The sequence below is a fragment of the Psychrobacter sp. ER1 genome (genome assembly GCF_048631835.1).
Classification (GTDB): domain Bacteria; phylum Pseudomonadota; class Gammaproteobacteria; order Pseudomonadales; family Moraxellaceae; genus Psychrobacter.
The window spans coordinates 1,530,621-1,551,266 of the sequence record NZ_CP184640.1 but is presented as its reverse complement, the minus strand read 5'-3'; the positions used below and the strand labels follow the sequence as shown (position 1 = coordinate 1,551,266).

Genomic DNA, 20,646 nt, shown 5'->3' with positions numbered 1-20,646 from the left:
ACTTTATACACTTAACAACGCACTCAATGCATCAGTACCACGTACATCCGTCTGTTGCAGGTAAATCGGATACAGCGGGTACTTGGTAAAGCTTTGTTCGATATCCTGCAGTAGATGCTGCTGACGCTCAGCGCGGCGTCGCCAAAACTCATCCGACTGCGCAGTTGATATCAGCTGATTGATGACGATTGCTGCTGGCATGAGCTTACTATCTTCTAATTGCTCGATAGCGCGCTTGGTCTCAGCCAATGGTAAGACGTCAGCGGTCATCACCAACACAATCGCTGTTTGTGTACGGTCATGTAATAGCAACCCTGCTTGGCGGAACAATTGCTTGCGCTTTTCTAATACTGAGACAGCTTGCTCCCAGCGATCTGATTTTTTTGCTGCAAATGGATTGGCCACGTCGTTCTTTTGCGTGCTCTGTTTCTGATTGTGATTGTCCAAATGCGTCGCCACCGAACGTAGTTTGGCCTGTCGTCGTTGCTGTGCAAGCAGCCCATCCGTCCACGCGCCCATCATTTCTGGTAACACCAACAATCGCAAAGTATGACCTGTCGGTGCAGTATCAAAGATGATGTGTTCATACCCAGCATCTGCCGCTTCGACTAAGTGATGGCACATAGACTCAAGCATCGCGGCTTCTTGGGCACCAGGTGCTGATTTAGATAATCGCAGATGCTCACGAATTTTGGGCATCATATCTGGGTTGGCATAAGCTTTAATCGTACGTTCGACTTGAGTAAAATGTTCATCGACAATCACGTCAGGATTTAACTCAATCGCATCTAGATAAGGTGATATCACCGTTTTCTCATTATTGAGTCGTACATTCAATACATCACCCAAACTATGCGCTGGATCGGTTGAGACAATTAAGGTTTTTGCTGCTGGCTTGCATAGTAGCTGGCTAGAGCTGCTGCCGTGGTGGTCTTCCCTACACCACCTTTGCCGCCGATAAATATAATAGGTTGTGTCTTTAACTGCTCTACCAATCCATGTAAAGGGTGTAATGCCATATCGTTATCTCGTATTTTGTCTCATTATCTAATAAATGCTTGGCTACTGTTTATATAGTCAACCCACTACTGTTAGCAGCAACCAACATGGTCAAATGGACATCTATCCATTCCCATACGTGTATGCCATTCATGAAAGTTTTCTAAAAATAATGGTTGCAATTCTAATGTATAAAAGCTGGCGGGATTATCAATCCCCAAGCTCTCAGCAAACATGAGCAACATAAAAAATCTTCTTCATCACGTGCCGCGCGTGCCATTGTCTGACGATAAGGCGCATGATAAAACTCATTTAATCCACTCTTAAACCGTTGCCACCATGGTTGAGTGTCCTCTAATTGTTGAACATTTTCTATATTATTTGATGTGTTTTTATTTTCCATAATGTACTCGTATTTTACTTAATTCTTATGATCTATCATGCCTATATGATACAAAAAACGCCAGCAGTTGCTGCTAGCGTTTTTATTAAACAGACAATCAATATGGTTTAACGTTTAAACCTCACCGTTTTTGCCTTTATGTAGTGACCACTCTTTACGTAGTACAGACAAACTCTCAAACGTCACCAAAATGGTCGCGATTAAGATAATTATATCCATAATAATAAGTAGCCAATTACCATCAGTAAAGAAGGTTTTGAGCTGAATCAATAGTGCAAAGACAGTCATAACCAACAAGAACGACAATGGTGCCAAGGTGTACCAAACTGGCTTACCCTTACGTAACAAGATAATGGTAACGATCATCAAGGTTAAGGCGGCCATTAACTGGTTGGTTGTACCAAATAGCGGCCAAATGATCATACCGCCCGCGCCATCGATACCACCAGCACCGAACGCTAATAACAAACAGCTTCCGACAGCAAGTAACGTTGCAACGACACTCTTATTCAATACGGGTAAATTATAAAATTCACCAAATTCTTGGAAGATGTAACGCTGTAAACGTACGCCAGTATCCATCGTCGTACCAGCAAACAATGCAGCCATTACCGTAAGCATCGTCTGTGATAGCACCATGTCGATGCCAACGCCGGCATTCAATATGGTCGCACCGCCATCGATGAACGCACCGATAGAGCCATCACCAAATTTTTGATAGACCGCTTGCCAATCACCAAGAGTCGCAAAACCTGCGGTTGCTGCAAGGATTGCCCCAAGTGCTAGCATACCCTCACCCAATGCACCGAAGTAACCAACGAAACGAACGTCTTCTTCTTTATCAATCTGCTTAGAAGTAGTCCCTGTGGCGACTAAACCATGGAAACCTGATATGGCACCACAAGCAATTGTCACAAACAACAATGGCAGCAGTGACGGTGTATCAGCTGGTAACGCAGTGTTAACCGCTGGCGCAACAATATTAGGCGTGCCAATAAAAATAGCAGCATACAGTAGAATCAAACCGACAAATAACTGTAAGCCATTAATATAATCACGAGGTTGAAGTAGCATCCATACAGGCAACAACGACGCAATCGCCGCATAGGCGAACAAGATCAAGATCCATACTGCGTTATCAGGCAAACCCATGATGGTTTCAGGTAACACAATCGGGAACATAGGGCCAAGATAAATAAGCCCGTACAAGGCTGTTACCCCGATAATGGACACCCAGACCAAATTCATATTGTAGCGATAGATACACTGCCCGATGATAAAGGCAACCACTAAGGCACCCCAAACTGGCAATACCGCAGATGGCGTCTTGATCATCATATTGGCAATAGCTACGCCAAATACAGCATTGACCATCAGTAGTAATAAGAAAATGACAACCATCATCAAGCTGCGGACACGTGTGCCCATAACAGTACCAGCAATAGAGCCAATCGACTGACCTCTATTACGCATACTTGCCCAAATAGCAGACATATCATGTACGCCAGCCATAAAGATAGTACCTACCACTACCCAAATAATGGCAGGCACCCAGCCCCAAATAACTGCAATGGCAGGACCGATAATTGGTGCAGCCCCTGCCACTGACGTGAAGTGATGCCCCCACAATACATACTTATTAGTAGGAACATAATCGATCCCATCTTTCATCGTATGTGCGGGTGTAGGACGGCTGTTGTCCAATGCTAAAATTTTGGTGGCGATAAATTTTGAATAAAACACGTAGCCGCAGAGCATAGCGGCAACGGCGAATAGTAGTACGATAGCACTATTCATCTCATCTCTCCCTAGACAAGTAGTCAATAGCCTTATAAGTTCAAGCTTTTTGAATTAAAATATGAAAAATATGCTAAATTAGTGTGCGATGAGTGACTCAGCTCATCTATCGTTTAGGTAAATTCTAGCAATTTGCAAAATTATTACCAATCAACAAAGTCATTTATCTTATAACTAGGGCATGTCACTAATCAGCATTTGGTGTGATGAGCCTGAGACTAAAACTTTGTTTAAATAATAACCGATTTGGTGATCAATGTAACGCAAGTAAGACATAAAAAACAACAAATAAAGGAAGTGCAATGGCACATTATTTTGGATTCGTACCCTCAGATAAACTAAAAGCTTTAATCAGTGAGGCCGAACAAGTCGTTGCTTCAAATGAGAATGTAGAGTACTACCCTTATCGCGATGCTCTTACGCATCAGACAGCGCGTGATCTTACTGATAATTTATTGGTTGGTTTGGTAGATATTATTCCTAACCCTGAGCGCCAAGCTTCTATGCGTAAAATTGTTGGAACGATTGAACGCGCGACAGATACTTTGCTGAATATCTTATTGGGTAAAGAAAACAACAAAGACGTATTACCAAGTTTTCATTTTCTAAGAGATCATGCAACCTTTATTGATAATGAAGGCATTAAACGTGTTGGCTTTAAACTGTCAGAAAAAGATGCCAATACCATCACTGAAGGGTTTGCTGCTATCACGCCTGAACAGGTAGATAGAGCCAAATTTAAAACAGCACTCGAAACCATGAACGAAGAAACATTGACCCATTTTATCAGTCGTTATGCCGAGACATTAAAGCTAGGCATGATCAAACGTAAGTCAGTTCCAGTTGCCAAATCGGCAATTGATAAAGGCATGAGTATGGCACTTAATAAGCTATTACCTGACCTACCAAATGACTCATTGAATAGATTGGCCAATTATTACCGTCCATTTATTATAGAAAAGCCAGAATAACCCTAAAAGTTGGATTAATTTTGTCCCAAAAGTCATATGACGTTGGGCAAATTCACTAAAATTTGCTAAAATAAGCGGCACTTTTTACCAAAGGCGCACCCGATGACCCAAATCAGTAACCAAGAAATTGAAAAAACCTTACGCAACTCAGAGTGCCTTATTAGCAGTATCGAAGTAGCTGCTGCTTATGAGCGTTTGGCCGCTCAGCTCAATCTACATTATGCTGGTCTAAACCCAATTGTTATGGTCGTGATGAACGGCGGATTGATTCCAGCTGGTCAACTACTGACTCATCTTACGTTCTACCATCGCATGCACTATATTCATGCGACCCGTTATCGTGATAACGAAGGTACTAATGAGCTTGATTGGAAATTCAAGCCTGATGTTAGTATCGAAGGTGAGCACGTATTGTTAATCGACGACATCTTTGACGAAGGTATTACCCTAAAAGCAGTTGTTGAAGAATTAAGCAAAGAAAAGCCTCTATCACTTGAGTCTTGTGTCTTGCTTAACAAGCAACATGATCGCAAAGTTGCAGATTTTGACGTAGATTTTGTGGGTATTGATGTTGCAGATCGTTATGTTTACGGTTGTGGTATGGATTTCCATGGTTACTTGCGTCACCTGCCAGGTATCTATGCAATCAAAGAAGACAAAGTTTAATTCTAAACTTAATTGATTAAAATAGTTAAATCCTAAAAAAGCATCCAAATTGGATGCTTTTTTATTGCGCTGACTTATTGCGCTGACTTATTGCGCCGACAACAACTTGAATGAATCGTTAAAACTGTAATGCCAAACCAGTATGGCGTTCAGTTGGTGTTTGAACCGCTTTTTCTAAAGCGTGTTTGGTACTATATATCGTTACCTGCTTCTTAGCACGAGTCACTGCCGTATAGATAAGCTCTTTGCTCAGCAATCTTGCATGGCTGTTATCGAAAGTAATAGCAACATGATCAAATTCGGATCCTTGTGACTTATGAATAGTCATTGCATATGCCGTGGCTATCACCTCTTCATTTAGCAAATTAACAGCTATCCCTTGTGTCTTATTTTCAAAGAATACCTCTAATTGGCTCCTTTCATCTGATGTTTGTAAGCAGAAACCAATATCCCCATTAAATAATCCAAGCTCATAGTTATTTTGTAGCACCATAACAGGACGTCCATGGAACCACGTGTTTTGACCCAATGGTAACTTTAGCTCAGCGAGATGCCATTGAGTAAGATAGTTATTGATATAGTGGTCGCCCCACTCACCATTATGGCCAGCAGTGAGGATTCTAAATTGATTAAATACCTCCATTAACGAAGAGGTAGTATTTTTAACTGATTCTGGCACGGATTTTTCTATTGGATTCCTTAGCAAACTTTTAACTTTATTTACGTATAACTGGTAATTATCGGATATTCTTGAAATAATTTTTTCTTTGCTTAGGCTATTTTTCATCTCATTATTTGATATGGACTCTGCTTGTAACGTATTAACATATTGAAAACTCAAAGCAGCGTCTTGCCTTAATAATTGCCAAATAGCTTGAAGACTTGTCTCTGCTTTATTAATTTGAGTGGCCAGTTTACCGATACCTGACTCGGCGCTAAATCTGCGGCTCTCGGTTAGTTCTGCGTGAATAGGTTGCAATAGTGGAATACGGCATAGATCAGCCAATACTGCTCCTGCATCGACTGCTGCTAACTGATTAGCATCGCCTAATAATATCAGCCTAGCACCTGGCTTTACAGCGCTCACAAGATAATTGGCTAACTCAACTCCGAGCATAGATGCCTCATCAACAATGATAATATCTTCACCGAGTGGGTTGTTGGAATCGTAGCGCGGTCTACCCGTTCGACCGATACCTAGTAGACGATGGATGGTTTTTGCCTCTTGCAACTGCAACTCTACATTTGCGTCATCTAAAGCCGTCTGTAGAGACTCTTGCATACGCTGGGCAGCCTTACCCGTCGGCGCTGCTAATGCTAGACTAGCACTGTCTGTGCTAAACCTAATATGTTCAGACTCATCTCCCCTACTCTCTGTCGCCTGTTGTAACGCGATAACTAATTGAGCCACAGTGTAGGTTTTACCTGTCCCTGGGCCACCAGTAATAATACTAAACGCATTATTATTAGCGACATTGATTGCCTTCACTTGGTGCTCATGAAGGTTTTCAGGTATTGCTATCTGTAAAGGACTTACTTGCTGATTTAAGATATTGTTGATATTTTTTGCTAAATTAAACTCTGCTTGCCAAGCACGGTGTAACCAAAATGTGATTTTCGAACTTCGAGTTTGTGCACTTTTAGCTATGTTGTAAATAATCGGTTGATTATTTTTGCTTAGGCTATTTTGATAGTTGTTATAATTAGTATTTGCCTCAACGTTAGCAAATAAAGCATGCTCATGGATTGAATGAACGAAAGTATTTAAGTCGCTATTTTTCAAGCGATGATATAACGTAGTTATCGCATTAAAACGTTTGATCAACGTCTCTTTTTCATGATTACTCAGTGCTAGCTGCGCCCACAGGTAATCTCGCTGACCAAACAAAGTATCTAGTAATACAAATAGCGATGTCTCCGTTGTAGTATCATCGTTTGATTGCGTGTCTATTTGCGTTTTTATCTGAGTATCAATCAGCGCAAAAATTGGTGTTGCCAGTATCTGTAATAACTGCTGCTGCCATGTATATAACGTGACCACTTCCCCATTAATCTGACCTTGCATGGGAGCTTCATGATCGGCTGCATTAATGGTCAATACAGTATGCCCTTCTTCCAAATGAGCCGCTAAAATAACAAATAGAGCCGTAAATAAATCGCTATCTTTTGACTTACCGATTCTTCCGTTTTCATCATTGGTATTTGCATCTGTTGCGTCATACGCTACATGTGTTTGCTGACGGCGCAGCAAAATATAATCACTGAGATTACTGGCCCAGCTCTCTTGTAAGCTAATGGCTGACTTGCTCTTGTTGTTATTATTACTCATCGTATATTTATCTCTTTTAATCCGATTAACTGCTATAACAATTTTTGACTATTTAATTGTCATAGCAGGTTTATTAATTAGGCAGACCAAATAATGCGTCTAAACCTTTAATAAAAGCAATGGGTATATCCCAAGTGACCAATCCATAGCAGCCATAATTCTCTAAGTTGTTACTGCTATGTTTATTATTATCTTGAGAGGTAGTGTCAGCGATTTTAGCATTCGGATCATACACACCGCGTAAAAACACGTACTCTACAGCGCCTAAGTACTTATCTTCGTTACCCGTATAATCACTGATTCTCATGGCAAGAAATCGATGTAATGCTACTTGATAGATTGCTGCTTGTAGCCAGTACCCTGCTTTAGACATTGCTTTCTTGAGGGTATCTTCATTGTAGTCACTTAGGCTATTTCCTAGAAAGTTACTCTTATAATCGACCACATAATACTTGCCAGCATGCTCATACACCAAGTCAATCTCACCACGCAGATAACGATACAGATGTGCTTTATTTTGTGGCACTAGAGTAACGTGTTTATCTGCCTCGTCAGGTAAATACCGTTGAAAAAGCTTACTAATATCCTGTGCTTTAAAATTCTCTGACAACCCCATATTGAACTCTAACTCGGCAAATCGCTTACCTTTATCAAGAGCAATCAAGGGTTGATTGGAGGCCAATAGTGGCGCATGCAGCACTTCTTCAATCCAATTAACTAATGCCTCATGCTTCGTTGTATCTATTGACTCAAGATCAAACCCATCACTATTTCTTTGTTTCTTGCCTTGTGATCTGCGGCTCTGCTGTTCCGCACTGCTATATATCAGCGGCAACTGATAGCTACTAATCGCTCTATCAATAACCTGAGGCCACTGGGCTTTATTAGTGAAATCTATTTGTTCAAATATCTCATGCAAAAACGTACCGGCATTGGCACCTTTTACAAAGGTAAAGCGGATATCATCTTCTACCTTGAGGCTTAGTTCACCGTCTTGTTCGAGAGACTCACCGTTATTAAGTAAAGAGAGGTCTGAAACTGAAGACTCCGTCATATCAATGTCTATCGCATCATCAATACGCTCATCCACTATCGCCATTGCTTGTGTAGATTCATCTAGCTGACGCGCTAAGGCGGTAAAGCTAGTCTTAGCCCAACCATAAAAATAATTGGTTTTCATCACCTCAGAAAATGGCGCGTACTCAATAGCCTCTGTTGTAGGCTTATGAGCACTTGGTTTGGTTGCGGCTAGCTGAGCACTGTCATTTACGCCTGCTGAGTTAGCATTGTTGTTTGCGTAATTATTGTCATAAAACTCATTAACTTTATGACCTCTGAGCATGCCTACAATGCCTTTGAGTCTATCTGGTAGCTCAAACTTTGCTTCTGGCGATTCAAACCAATAAAACACTGGCTTTAGCTCAAATCCTGTCTTGTTACTCGGATCTCGCAGCACCACATAAAGCTGCTCACTGGCTCGAGTAAATGCCACATAACCAAGCCGTCTTATCTCATCAAAACCTTCCTGTGTTTCGATATCGGTGTAGTAATCCTCAACTGTGGCAGAGCTTTGCAATGGTGAGAAGCGGCGCTGATTACCCGTTAATTGATTATCTGTCGACTGCTGTACTTCTATCGACTGCCGCACTAGCGCTGAAGGCGCTTGTTGCGCATTATATAGATATAGCCCATAGTCTTCTTTATTCCCAGACTTCCTACTGGCGTCACCCATTCCCAATACATAGACAATAGGGAACTCAAGCCCTTTTGACTTATGAATGGTCATCAGTTGCACGCCAGACTCTGTCGGTAGCGGATATTGCTTAGCCCAATCACTGTTGGGTGCTGTATCTATCTGCTGTCTGAACCACGCCAACAACTCATACTCACCCATTCCTAAGCCATACTGCGCCAAGATGTCCATTACATGACGCAAGTCCATGATATGACGGTCACCTTCTGGATGAGCAGCTAGGGCCTGCCAAACGCCTTGCGGCTGCACAGGACTTTTATCTAATAAATAATGTAGCGCTGATAAGATGCCAAAGTGCTGCCAACGCTGTGCCCCTTCTTTTAGATAAGTAATAAAGTCTTGATAGCTTTTTTAATATCAGTAGCTTCATTCGCTGAGAAGTCTTTCGAATTAGACTTATTTGAATGGGCGCTTGGTGCACTGCTACCTTCGGTAATGCCTGACTCATGATCCGTCATCATGGCTTTGATGTTTTTGATACTCAGTCCATATAGATGACTGGTCAATACCCGATTAATCATGTCATGACGATACGGGTATAGCATGGCACTCAGCAATGCTGCCACATCTTCTGCCATAATAGTCTCAAAGATGCTGACGTCACTGGTGGTCAAAGTCGGCACATTCAGTTTTACCAGCTCGTCTTCGACCCTTTTCAGATCTTTTTTGGCACGTGCCAGCACCCCAATATCACTGGGCTGTATCGGCTTACCTTTTAGCGTCTGACCACTACTGAGCAAAGTGGCTATATGGCGAGCTGTTATTTCATGCTCATCATAATCAAATTCTTTGTCCTTGTCATAAGGCAGGTGCAATAGGCTCACTGGCTGAGCAGAAAGCACTTCTGTCACTAGCACATCATCCAGCCTATCTAACGCATTAAACCAAGACAGCTCATATTCCGGTTTTGCCGCTTTGATATGTTGGTAATGAATGCCAGTACCTAGCTGCGACAGCTTATTCTCAGCAGTTGTGGCATCAGCCATACCAAACCAGCAGTTCAATGCGTTAATCACACCCGCATTAGAACGGCGATTGATATCAAGTGTCCAAAGCGTACTCTTGTCAAACTGGGCTTTCATATAATTATAGTTGGCCACATCGCCACCACGAAACCCATAAATAGCCTGTTTGGGATCGCCAACCAATAGCAGAAACTCATGATTGGCTTTTTTAGTGGTTGACTGCTTGTCATTGTCCGACTGTTTACGCTTATTCTTTGGCAAGTAAATGCTTTCAATCATAATGGCTTGCTCGCCATTGATATCTTGCGACTCGTCAATCAGCGCCACAGGATAGTGATGACGAATATAACGCGCCAGCTTATCTCCTTGACGACCAGTTAATGCTTGGTTTAAGCGTACCATCTGCAAACTAAAGGTCGTCTCGCCGCGCTCTTCTAAAATAACTGGCAGTCTATTACGCACAGCCAGCACAATATGACGGTTAAGATTGGCTAATACCAACAAAATATGCTGATTTAAACTATCAAGCATGTCTAAGATCGCCATTAACTTACTAATGGTCTCTAACTCAAAAAGTGTCTGATGCTCTTTTTCTTTATTCTTATTAAAGTTCTTAATTTTGCCATCTTCATCGGGATATCTAGAATCCTGCAATGATGTCAGAATCTTATTCTCGCTTTCATTTAAATAGCTATTAAATGTCAGCTGATACTGCGATATCTTTTGATGCACCTCGATAATGGCATCAAACTGTTTGGTTAAATTGGAACCACCACGGAATCCTTGAGACTTTCTATAATCAGGATTTAAATAAGGCTGGATATCTACTAAATCTAACTGAGAAAACTCATTAATTAGTTTTTCGTATGCATCAAAGTCAAAGCCTTTCTCAATCCTTATCTCATCAATCGGCGCAGAGATAAAATTAAGCGAGCGAGTCACATATTTCTTATGATCGCCAACTGCAGTCAGCTTACCCTGCTGATCCATCAGCGCGTAAAGTTTAGGCTGCTCATAGTATAAGCGGCTCTGAAACTGACGCAGCTCATCATGAATAATACTGTCAGTCACCTGTTCAATACTGCTGTCTTCAATAATCCCCATACCCTGCTGGTGACCAGTTTCGCTACTGTACTCCGTCAGCCATTTTTGCGCCAAGCTATCGAGCGTGCCTACAAACAGCTTATCCAATGTGGTTAGTACCAGTGCCGTACGCCTAATAGCTTCCGCCATGGGGTAACTGTACACGTGATCTAGCAAATAGCCGACGAGATGCAAGTTAATAGGATCTTGCATGATGCTATCTAAGCGCACATATTTGGCCTGATTAACCAACCAATCTTCGCGGTCTTTTTTGCTTGTTTACGTTTCTCTGCCGCCGCTTGCTTATCAGCAGCAAGGTCTTGATTTAAATCGTCAATATCTGTCTCAACGTTTGCGTCTACGTCTGAATTACTGCCTGCTTGTGCGTCTTTATTACCCTCAGGCATGACTTGCAACATGTTGGGATAGAGACTCTCTTTATTGCCAGTATCAGCACTTAGGCTATTAACCCATTGTAATAATTGATAAAAATCTACCAAACGATCATGAATACGTTGACGCATTTCAGCAGCGGCGGCTCGTGTAAAAGTCGTGGCAATGATTTGCTCTGGTGCACGTCGCGCTTCGATCAGTAGGCGCAGCACGATACCGGTCAACGTCCAAGTTTTGCCCGTGCCCGCTGAGGCTTCAATCAGGTGTTTACCCGTTAGATCAACCTCAACTGCCGGTATGACATCATTTTTACGCTCAGGCACAGCAGATAAAGTCAGTTCATCTGAATATTCATCAAATAAATTCGGTTGTGTAGACAAGTCAATGGTACTGGTTGGATCGCTAAGGTCTGTCATATGGGCGCATACTTTTAATTATTATTTATCAAAACAAAATAGCAAAAACTAATTAGAGGCTGTTCTAAATAACTGGCTAACTATCTAAGTTAGTTAACGCATTAAACATCGGCGCGTATAATGGTTGGGCTAATGTAGTCAACGCTGCCGATAGCGCTTTGAATGCATCTTGGTCTCGTAGTACGTACTGCCAAATAGCATGCTGCGAGCAAGTATCGTATACCGTGTCTGAGTTGTAGTTAGGTCTTAACCAGTCTGAGAAGTCGGCCCGTTTTGGCCAGTAGCTATTACCGTCACCTTCCTCAGCGGTTAGATATTTATCAAGGTAGTTAAGTGCATATTCTGGTAATAACGTAATGGGCACTTGACCCGTTAATTTGCCAAAAACAGCCCATTTTATCAGCTCAATGACTGCATCTTCATACACGATCGGGCTTAATTTAAATGCGATCACTTTGTCATACTTTTTGACTTGTGAGCTAGGCTTATTAAAACGCCAAATACTTACGCCATCATTTAATGCTACTTGCTCGGCAGTGGTACGTCTAGCCACTTGCCAATATAAATGTGACAACCAAAACTTGAGTAAATGCCTAGGACTGGCAGAATTGGGTAATATATTTAACCACTGCTTGGGTGATTGCTGAGCATAGGGCACGCCTGCCTGAATAACTGATATAGGTGCTAATATTGGTACTGAACCTTTGATCTTAATGATTTTTGGCAACAGCTTAAGCAGTGTCTCTATACCCTCTATATCTGTCTGGTCTTTTGAATCATTATCAGTGTTATTCAGTATATTTTTTAGCTCTATCTGAACAGGATGTTCGGCGGTTGGGGTCAGTAGCTGTAATACACTGCTGATATCTGCCGTACTCTTGTTGAGAATACTGCTTTCGTCAAAGCCATTAGCCATTAACTGCTCTTTGAATTCCAAGCATTGCTGTTGTAGCTTCTTTTGTTGATTGGGTAGCGTGGTTTGGCGAGCAACACCTGCGGGCATAATTTTTTGATACATCAGAATTGGAGTGGTGGTTTCAGCCGCTGCATCACTATCACTCTTCTTAGTCTCATCAGTAACAAATTGTTTAATCAAATGATCTTTGATTTGATAGGTAGTTAAACTGTCTAAAAATAAGGGCTCTTGTTGCGACAATGCTTCTTCACCTTGTACCACATGCACCTTTTGAGACCGTAAGAATGCTTTGGCAGGATGACGCACTTGGTAAGCCAATGCCCCTTCAATATCTATCTCTCCGATGTTAAATATGCTATCAGATAGCACCTCTGTCATGTTATTGCCATTGCCATTGCTAGTATCGACAACCGTATCTAGCGCCAACAGTTCAACCAATGCAGACAAGGTTTGATTGTCTACTTGCCCTAGCTGGCCTAAGCCTTGACCCAACACCTGAGCGATTGACTCATACTGTACTTTTGTAGGTAAGCCGACCAGTTGCATAGGCTCACTAGATACTCGCCCTTTCAATGTATCAAACACCGCTTGCCAAAGCGGCGCAGGCGGAAACTGTTTTTTCTGAGCTAGCTTGGTTTTGCGCATGGCTGTATTTAATAAAGTATCCAGCTCGTCAATCATATCGACATGGCTGGTATCCTGAACATTGCTATTAACGTTGGCATTAGCATTGTCATCAATATCAGGAGACGCTTGCTCAGAAACATCAATGCCTTCGATTTCTGTCTCAAACAGACTCTCATGAAAAGGCAGTGCAGGATGCTCAGTCACTAGCCACTGCTTAATCAATTTAGGTAAGTAACGCTTAAGGCTTTCCGTGGTGGGATCAATATTCTCAGGTAATGTCTCAAGCGAGTTCACCTGCCATTGCACCTCGCCTTGTAGGAATTGCAATAGCTCACTCACTGGGTTGGCTGGCAAATGCTCATGGGTGTCCGTCAAGCTTTGGCCGTTGTAGAACATCCAACATGCACTGCGCGCGCACAGTAGCGCATCTAAAAATGCCCCGTTGTCATCATCTTCACTAACTCTGTCACCGCGGCGTGCATTGGTCGCTTTCATCAAATCATAGCGGTTATCACGGTCACGCCCAGGAAACTCAGAGAGATCCATATTGAGCATAACCACCAGCTCAAACGGCACGTTTCTGAGTGCACCGAATCGACCAAAGGTAATCACCCCCGTCGGCTCCGCACTGACCTGCTGACTTTCAAGCTCGTTTTCGATACTGTCTAGCATAAAGCTCAGCTTGAGCGGCAATTGCTCCACACCTGCCAGCCTCTGCTCCACTTCTCTGTTGTCGACATCACCACTAGCGTACTGCCTATAGTGACGATTGGCTCGCAGACTTGATTTAAAGCCATTCATCGCGTTGTAGATGGCGCGCATGGTACGCGTTTGGTCTACATCACCAAAGTAGCGATGGATAACTTGTGTCTCAATCTGATCGAGCCAATCTTCCGCTTTCATTTTTTGTGTATGGTCATCACGTCGTGCAACCAAGCCCGTGTAAATACGACAAAGTGCTTCAACGATCAGCGCATCATTTAGGCTCACTTGTGGCAATGGCAAGGTCATTTCTGGTAAAGCTGTACTTGGCCATTCATCATCATTTAGATCATATAAGCAGTCGCTCAACTCAGCCTCTGGCATGACCAGACCTAAGGTCAATCTGTCTAATGCCTGTGCAAAGCTAAAGCGATAGTCGTAATCATTACTGTCCAACGTTTGTTTAAGATGCAGCTCGTCAAAACCGCGAATAAAGCCCGCCTCTACCAATAAATCACAGCCACGGCTCATTTGCTCATGAGTCAGTCCAAAGCTTTCAAATAAAGGCGGTAACATGAGCCAGTCTAAGACTTCAGCTGCTTCAAAACGAGCGCTATGACTACCCAATAGTTTGTAAAAACCGATAATGGCTTCCCATAACTGGCGAATATCGGCATCAACAACACCAGTCACTTTAGCAGGCAAAGTCAAACCGTCTTGACCTTTACCATTGACGAAAATAGAACCAATCAGTGCATGATGACGTTCAACATCGGGTAGCAGCACAACGATGTCGGAGATATGGCGTTTCTTTTCACCAAGTTTGATAGGTTCATTTAGCCAACGACCAATCATAATACGCAGCACTTCAAGCTGACGCTGCAAACTATGACACGAATGAATGCTTAGGCTATTATCTTGGGAAGAGATTGCCCAAAAACGGTCTTTCTCAAAACGCTTATTCTCTAACGCTTCATCTTCATACCAAGCCGTTGCTGGCTTATCTCCATCAAAGCTTGACTCTATTTGCTTGCTTACTGCTTGTGAGACTGTAGCAGCCGTTGCTTGCTGGGTCGATTGCTCATCAAGCATCAACACATCATTTTGCAAACGCTTTAACAAACTTGGACTATTCTGAGCACGAACATCATCAATATGCTCAGCAGCAACCTCATGATTAGAACCAATGCTCAGTGTATCGTCGAAATTATCTTGCCATTCAACCAGTGCATCGTCGTACTGCTCATTACCCGACAAGTTGGCAAGCATGGCAAAAGCATCGCGCGATTGCTTGCCCAGACGTGACAACAAACTGTGACCGTAATCACGCAAAAACACGCTTTCAGGATTGATAATCTGCTGACGCTGTAACCATGATTTATCGACGATATCCGCCCAAAACAGCTTTGATGGATTGTAATGCAATAGCGTGATATTCATGTATTGCGACAAGCGCTGTAGAAAGTCGAGCTCGGTCTGTGGCAGTTGCTGGATGGTAAATATACGCAATACTTTGGGTAACTGGTCACGCTCATTCGCCTTGTTATTTTTAAGGCTGACCAGAACGCACGCTCCAGTGCCACACGGTGTAGATGAACATCAGCAAACAAATGCGACCACAAGAATCGTTGGGCGATTTCTAACTCTACATAATGGTCGACCAACCACTCAGGCGTGCCGCGCGCATACTTATCAAAGCGCAGGGATAAGGCGTCTTTATCTGCTATCAACTCACTTACGTTCAACAGCTTATTTTGCGACCATAATGCCAACCAATCCTCACGATGAGTCAAATAGCGATTAAACACCTAGCCAAATCGCTTGCCAGCTGCCAAATACGGGCATCTTGTTGCGCCTTATCCTGTTGTAAGCTGTCTTGTTGAGCAATTGCCTGTGGGTCATCAATCAAAGACGCTAGCAACGGATGAACTGGATGCTTTTCATCTGCAACGATTGTCTCTTGATAATAAGTCAAATACCCAAACAATCGCCACTGCATTACTGTCGGTGACAACACCGCCACTTCCGGCACGTTTAGAGTTGTCGCTTCAGGGTTTTGCGCCAGTAAGTATGCATTATGGCGGGTCAATACATCTTGCATCAGCGTCCATTGATACTGGCCCCAAAATTTAGTACGCACCAAGGTACTAATACCAGCACGGCTAGCAATAGTTTTATCCAACCAATCACCCAATACCATTGACGGTACAATGACAATGAAGGGTTCAAAAACAGGCTGATCCTTGGACTGGTACTGTACAAGCAATTGATCAACGAGGTTTTCGGTACGGTGCGACTGAATAATAGTGAACATAGACAATAATCTGATTGAAATAAGGGTTAGATATTAGGATTAATAAAAAAGGCTTCACTTATAAATGATGCAGCTGATAAAAATAGTGATAATAGTACTACGCATAATAAAGATAAGATGAGATGTCTGTATCCAATGTCAAAAACGCCATAAAACGTCTAGACAAAACAAAAATCGATACTCATCAATCCATGTTTGATGGTCGTTACTATGATGCATTTCTGCTAGCATGAGGGCCAGAAACAAAAACAATCATAGTAGCAAATTCTACATATCCATTGATAACGTTGACTTGCCAAATTTGCTATCAGTGTGCCATTGATGGTTATCGTTTACTAGTGTAAATGCCGATATTATAATAAGCTTGCGACATTTAGTGTCGTTTTATACTATCATTCATATTTACAATGAAATAATCTCATTGCGGTTTTTAAATTGGCCTTTACAACCTGTATCTAAATAACACTTTCTATTGACGGGATTACTTAATATTATGCCATTGCGTCCCATTGATGCTATTTTTGTCCATCCAAAACAACGCGTATACGTCGTGTATTATCGCGGTGAGTTGTGGCAACTGCCACGTATGAAAATCGATGAGAGATCATGGAAAAACAGACGACCCTATACCGATGATAGTAGCTCACTTTATTTGAGTATCCATCAAGCTATCAGCGACCCTATCCTTGCGCAGAAATTGAGAACGCTAGATCTACCTGTAGCGGTACGTAGTAGCACGTTGCCACGTTTTGAAGCATGGTGGGAGGCACATGGGTTTAGATGGTTAAAAGACAGACTATTAACCGGTGAATCGCCGTTAGCAGCGCATCAAACTACTACACCTGCTGCCAAGGTATTAAACGACCAATCTGATCCTCTAACAGATTGCCAAACCAATGGCCATACTGATGAAAGTGGTGAGGTTAATGAAGAACAAGTATCTACCCCTTCTGCAGACACGGATATCTTTGCAGACATGTTGGCTGAATTAACCGATGAAGTACTAGAACAAAAGCTTTGAAAACTAGATACCACCCTGTATATAAACGTTGCTATGAATCAACTAATAATAAAAGAGCAGTAATATATGAAAGACTACAAACTACTGCTGGCTGGGCTAATCTTGCTACTGCTCACAATCTTTATCGCGGTCTTCATTTGGTTGTGGACCAGTAATCAAAAAACACAGACCCATTGCCAATCATGGCAAGTGAAAGTGAAGCAGACCCTATTACGAAAGGGGATGAATCAAGAGAGATTGCTGACAGTGTTTTATACATTCGAGCAGAGGAAAAGTTACAGATACCTTTGGACGATATCATTGTGAGCTTTGAATCTCGTTATCCGCACGTACAAGTGTTAGCGAGCTATGTCTTCTCTAACGACCTTCTTACAGTACCAAGTAGTGGTTCTACCAAAGACAAACTCTCTGACTTTGTCTTTGATACAGATATGATTATTACCAATGACGATAGCCTATCCACAGAACGGGTATCGCTCCTACAGTCAGAGTTACAACAGGCACAAGATAGAAATGATCAAAGACAAAAAGTACTGAGGCCAGTGATATAAGTAATGCATCTGATAAAAATAGTGATAATAGTACGCATGATAAAGATAAAAAGATACACACTCTAAACCCCTTTAACTATGCGCTAAAAGATGAACAGGCGCTTGAAGGTGTCATCCTGACAGACGATACAACTGCTATTAACTTCCGTAATTTTTTACTATCGAGCACAGGTCAAGATATACTAAAAAAATATGATTATGAGAACATTAGTGGTTATAAGAACAGTGTAAATGACTTATTTAAACCAACCTCACAGGCAAAAAATGCATCAGGTGATCATGCTGTAGATGTCACTGACGCGCTTAGCAATGGTGAGTAAAGATAAATTGTCTCTATTTGTCTTTTGTTGATTGCTTTTATGACTGCTTTTTTCTACAATGTCACTCCATAATGCGCCTATAGCTCAACAGGATAGAGCAGTTGCCTCCTAAGCGATCGATCCGAGTTCGAGTCTTGGTGGGCGCACCAGTTAAGATATGAGTAGTACCGATTAAACCCTTGTAAGCCATACGCTGCAAGGGTTTTTTATTGCGTGTCTATAATACACCCTAACCTTCCATACCTTAATGATAAAGGTATCGACTAACACTTCTTAGAATAACTTTAAAATATCTGAAATTATCAAGGCGTTGACTAACTCACCACCAAAACAAGCGACCATACAGACCCTATAGTTTTATATCACTACATAGATAAAAAAATCACCCTAACTGTTCAAGTTAAGGTGGTTTTTTATGGTGTTTGCAATATTGATAATAGCTAACTATCTAACCTAGAAAGAAGTACGGCGATAGTTACGATATTCAGGTAACCAAAAGTTCGCTTTTAATCGGCGTTGTAAATTCTCCGATGTGATAGGTAGTGCTAGCTTATCTTGAGCTGCTTGTAATGCCACTGCATACGCTATTTTTTCACTGATCTCTCTGATAACTTTGATCGGCGGTAAGATGGCACCAGGTGCTTTTTCGTATTCCATGGATATATCTGCAAGGGCTTGGCTTGCTGCCGTTAGCATATTATCGCTGATACCTGTCGCACGTGCTGCTAAAACACCTAGACCAATGCCAGGGAAAATATAGCTGTTATTACACTGAGAAACCTCAAACGACTGACCGTTATAAGTGGTATGAGGAAAAGGACTACCCGTTGCGATAATTGCCTTGCCTTTACTCCAATTAGTCACTTCTTGCGGCGTTGCTTCCACGCGAGACGTTGGGTTTGAAAGCGGTAGTACAATTGGGTGCTCAGTATTAGCACATAGCGATTCGATCACTTCTTGGGTGAACAGACCTTTTTGTCCGCTAACACCAAATAATACGGTAATTTTTGCTTGTTTAACCACTTGCGCTAAGCCGAGTTTCTTACTTTTGTCCCAGCTTGCAATAGCTGATTCTTTTTGTACTAACGGTTCTTGGAATTTTTGCAGTTCTGTCATGCCATCTGTTAGCAGGCCATAACGGTCAACCATGAACACTTGACTACGAGCTTGCTCTTCAGTCAATCCTTCACGCTGCATTTGGCGAATAATATGCTCAGCAATACCGCAACCTGCAGATCCTGCGCCTAAAAATGCGATATTCTGTTGGCTAAGTTTTTGACCTTTATTTAGACACGCTGCAATCAGAGTACCAACCGATACCGCAGCAGTCCCTTGAATATCATCATTAAAGCAGCATAACTGATCACGATATTTATTCAATAACGGGGTCGCGTTTTCCTGAGCAAAATCTTCAAATTGCAATAATACCTCTGGCCAACGACGCTTAACGGCTTGAATAAATAAGTCCACAAATTCATTATATTCATCGCCAGAGATGCGCGGATTTCTCCAGCCCATATACATAGGATCGTCAAGCAGCTGTTGGTTATTGGTGCCGACATCAAGCAAGATAGGTAGACAATAAGCTGGGCTAATACCACCACAAGCCGTATATAAAGACAACTTACCGATTGGAATGCCCATACCGCCAATACCCTGATCTCCTAGACCCAAGATACGTTCACCGTCAGTAACAACGATCACTTTGACATTTTGTTTGGTGGCATTTTGTAGCATATCGTCGATTTTGTGACGCTCAGGATATGAGATAAACAAACCACGTTTACGACGATAGATTTGCGAGAATTTTTCACACGCCTGACCAACGGTTGGGGTATAAATGAGCGGCATGACTTCTTCGATATGCTGCTCAATTAAATGATGAAATAAGGTTTCATTGGTATCTTGGATGTTACGCAAGTAAATATGCTTATCCATCGCATCAGTGAATGAGCTTAGTTGATGATAAGCACGTAATGATTGCTCCTCAATCGTTTCAATATTATGAGGTAATAGCCCCGTTAAATTAAAGCTACTACGTTCTTCTGATGAAAAAGCACTACCTTTATTCAATAAAGGTGTCTCTAAAAGAGCGGGTCCAGCAACAGGAATATATAAAGGACGCTTGTTTGACATAATGTAATCTTCTTATTAAAGGCATATGAGTGAAAGCCATACTGAGTGAAAGCTATGCTAGTGCTGCATTATACATAGCATCGACTGGTATTTAACAATAGATAACAAAATCATTTTGAATAAATGTACTTCTGAACTCGAGGCTGCTGATACATTTACCGAGAAATAATAAAAAAGCACTACCAATCGGCAGTGCTTCTGAGGGTGTATTGAACAATTTATAATAGACAAACACTGAACTATTTAGCTACTTAGCTACTGATAAATAATCAGCCTAATACCAG

7 protein-coding genes, 1 tRNA gene and 4 pseudogenes are annotated in these 20,646 nt (G+C 42.0%); 5 read left to right on the top strand and 7 right to left on the bottom strand.

Annotated elements, in window-relative coordinates:
- Positions 1–3: 3 nt before the first annotated feature.
- The 3 genes and pseudogenes from ACOBWA_RS07055 to ACOBWA_RS07045 form a co-directional block, all read right to left on the bottom strand.
- Positions 4–1,019 (bottom strand): annotated as a pseudogene (locus tag ACOBWA_RS07055) (ArsA family ATPase).
- Positions 1,020–1,091: 72 nt separating this feature from the next.
- Positions 1,092–1,402: pseudogene (locus ACOBWA_RS07050) on the bottom strand (cory-CC-star protein).
- A 114-nt stretch (positions 1,403–1,516) separates the two neighbouring features.
- On the bottom strand, positions 1,517–3,199 hold the full coding sequence (locus tag ACOBWA_RS07045; RefSeq protein ID WP_420230639.1) for a carbon starvation protein A: 1,683 nt from the start codon (positions 3,197–3,199) through the stop codon (positions 1,517–1,519).
- A gap of 302 nt (positions 3,200–3,501) precedes the next feature.
- Here ACOBWA_RS07045 and ACOBWA_RS07040 point away from each other — a divergent pair, with 302 nt between their 5' ends.
- Together ACOBWA_RS07040 and ACOBWA_RS07035 are read left to right on the top strand one after the other, a co-directional pair.
- Positions 3,502–4,170, top strand: a complete 669-nt coding sequence (locus ACOBWA_RS07040) for a hypothetical protein (protein WP_420230638.1) — start codon at positions 3,502–3,504, stop codon at positions 4,168–4,170.
- Between the two features lie 102 nt (positions 4,171–4,272).
- Entirely contained in the window at positions 4,273–4,836 is a 564-nt protein-coding gene (locus tag ACOBWA_RS07035) for a hypoxanthine-guanine phosphoribosyltransferase (protein WP_057760160.1), read from the top strand.
- 118 nt (positions 4,837–4,954) lie between these two features.
- Here ACOBWA_RS07035 and recD read toward each other — a convergent pair whose 3' ends face one another.
- The 3 genes and pseudogenes from recD to ACOBWA_RS07020 all read right to left on the bottom strand — a co-directional run bounded on the left by recD (position 4,955) and on the right by ACOBWA_RS07020 (position 16,334).
- Positions 4,955–7,165 carry an exodeoxyribonuclease V subunit alpha gene (gene recD, locus ACOBWA_RS07030; protein ID WP_420230637.1) on the bottom strand — a complete coding sequence of 737 codons (2,211 nt, stop codon included), beginning with the start codon at positions 7,163–7,165 and terminating at the stop codon, positions 4,955–4,957.
- A 73-nt stretch (positions 7,166–7,238) separates the two neighbouring features.
- Positions 7,239–11,775 (bottom strand): annotated as a pseudogene (locus tag ACOBWA_RS07025) (UvrD-helicase domain-containing protein).
- Positions 11,776–11,851: 76 nt separating this feature from the next.
- Positions 11,852–16,334 (bottom strand): annotated as a pseudogene (locus ACOBWA_RS07020) (exodeoxyribonuclease V subunit gamma).
- A 493-nt stretch (positions 16,335–16,827) separates the two neighbouring features.
- Here ACOBWA_RS07020 and ACOBWA_RS07015 point away from each other — a divergent pair.
- The 3 genes from ACOBWA_RS07015 to ACOBWA_RS07005 all read left to right on the top strand — a co-directional run bounded on the left by ACOBWA_RS07015 (position 16,828) and on the right by ACOBWA_RS07005 (position 18,375).
- The gene (locus ACOBWA_RS07015; protein WP_420230636.1) at positions 16,828–17,355 is read left to right on the top strand and encodes a hypothetical protein; all 528 of its coding nucleotides are present in this window, start codon (positions 16,828–16,830) and stop codon (positions 17,353–17,355) included.
- A gap of 182 nt (positions 17,356–17,537) precedes the next feature.
- Positions 17,538–17,906 (top strand): hypothetical protein, encoded by a 369-nt coding sequence (locus ACOBWA_RS07010; RefSeq protein WP_420230635.1) that lies wholly within the window; start codon positions 17,538–17,540, stop codon positions 17,904–17,906.
- Between the two features lie 393 nt (positions 17,907–18,299).
- Positions 18,300–18,375 (top strand) — tRNA-Arg (locus ACOBWA_RS07005).
- Between the two features lie 304 nt (positions 18,376–18,679).
- Here ACOBWA_RS07005 and ACOBWA_RS07000 read toward each other — a convergent pair.
- Positions 18,680–20,362 (bottom strand): NAD-dependent malic enzyme, encoded by a 1,683-nt coding sequence (locus ACOBWA_RS07000; protein WP_160022925.1) that lies wholly within the window; start codon positions 20,360–20,362, stop codon positions 18,680–18,682.
- Between the last annotated feature and the right edge of the window lie 284 nt (positions 20,363–20,646).

Coding starts and splice junctions, on each gene's coding strand:
- ACOBWA_RS07040 (WP_420230638.1), top strand. CDS start 3,502: ATGGCACATTATTTTGGATTCGTACCCTCAGATAAACTAAAAGCTTTA.
- ACOBWA_RS07015 (WP_420230636.1), top strand. CDS start 16,828: ATGCCATTGCGTCCCATTGATGCTATTTTTGTCCATCCAAAACAACGC.
- ACOBWA_RS07000 (WP_160022925.1), bottom strand. CDS start 20,362: ATGTCAAACAAGCGTCCTTTATATATTCCTGTTGCTGGACCCGCTCTT.
- recD (WP_420230637.1), bottom strand. CDS start 7,165: ATGAGTAATAATAACAACAAGAGCAAGTCAGCCATTAGCTTACAAGAG.
- ACOBWA_RS07045 (WP_420230639.1), bottom strand. CDS start 3,199: ATGAATAGTGCTATCGTACTACTATTCGCCGTTGCCGCTATGCTCTGC.
- ACOBWA_RS07010 (WP_420230635.1), top strand. CDS start 17,538: ATGGCAAGTGAAAGTGAAGCAGACCCTATTACGAAAGGGGATGAATCA.
- ACOBWA_RS07035 (WP_057760160.1), top strand. CDS start 4,273: ATGACCCAAATCAGTAACCAAGAAATTGAAAAAACCTTACGCAACTCA.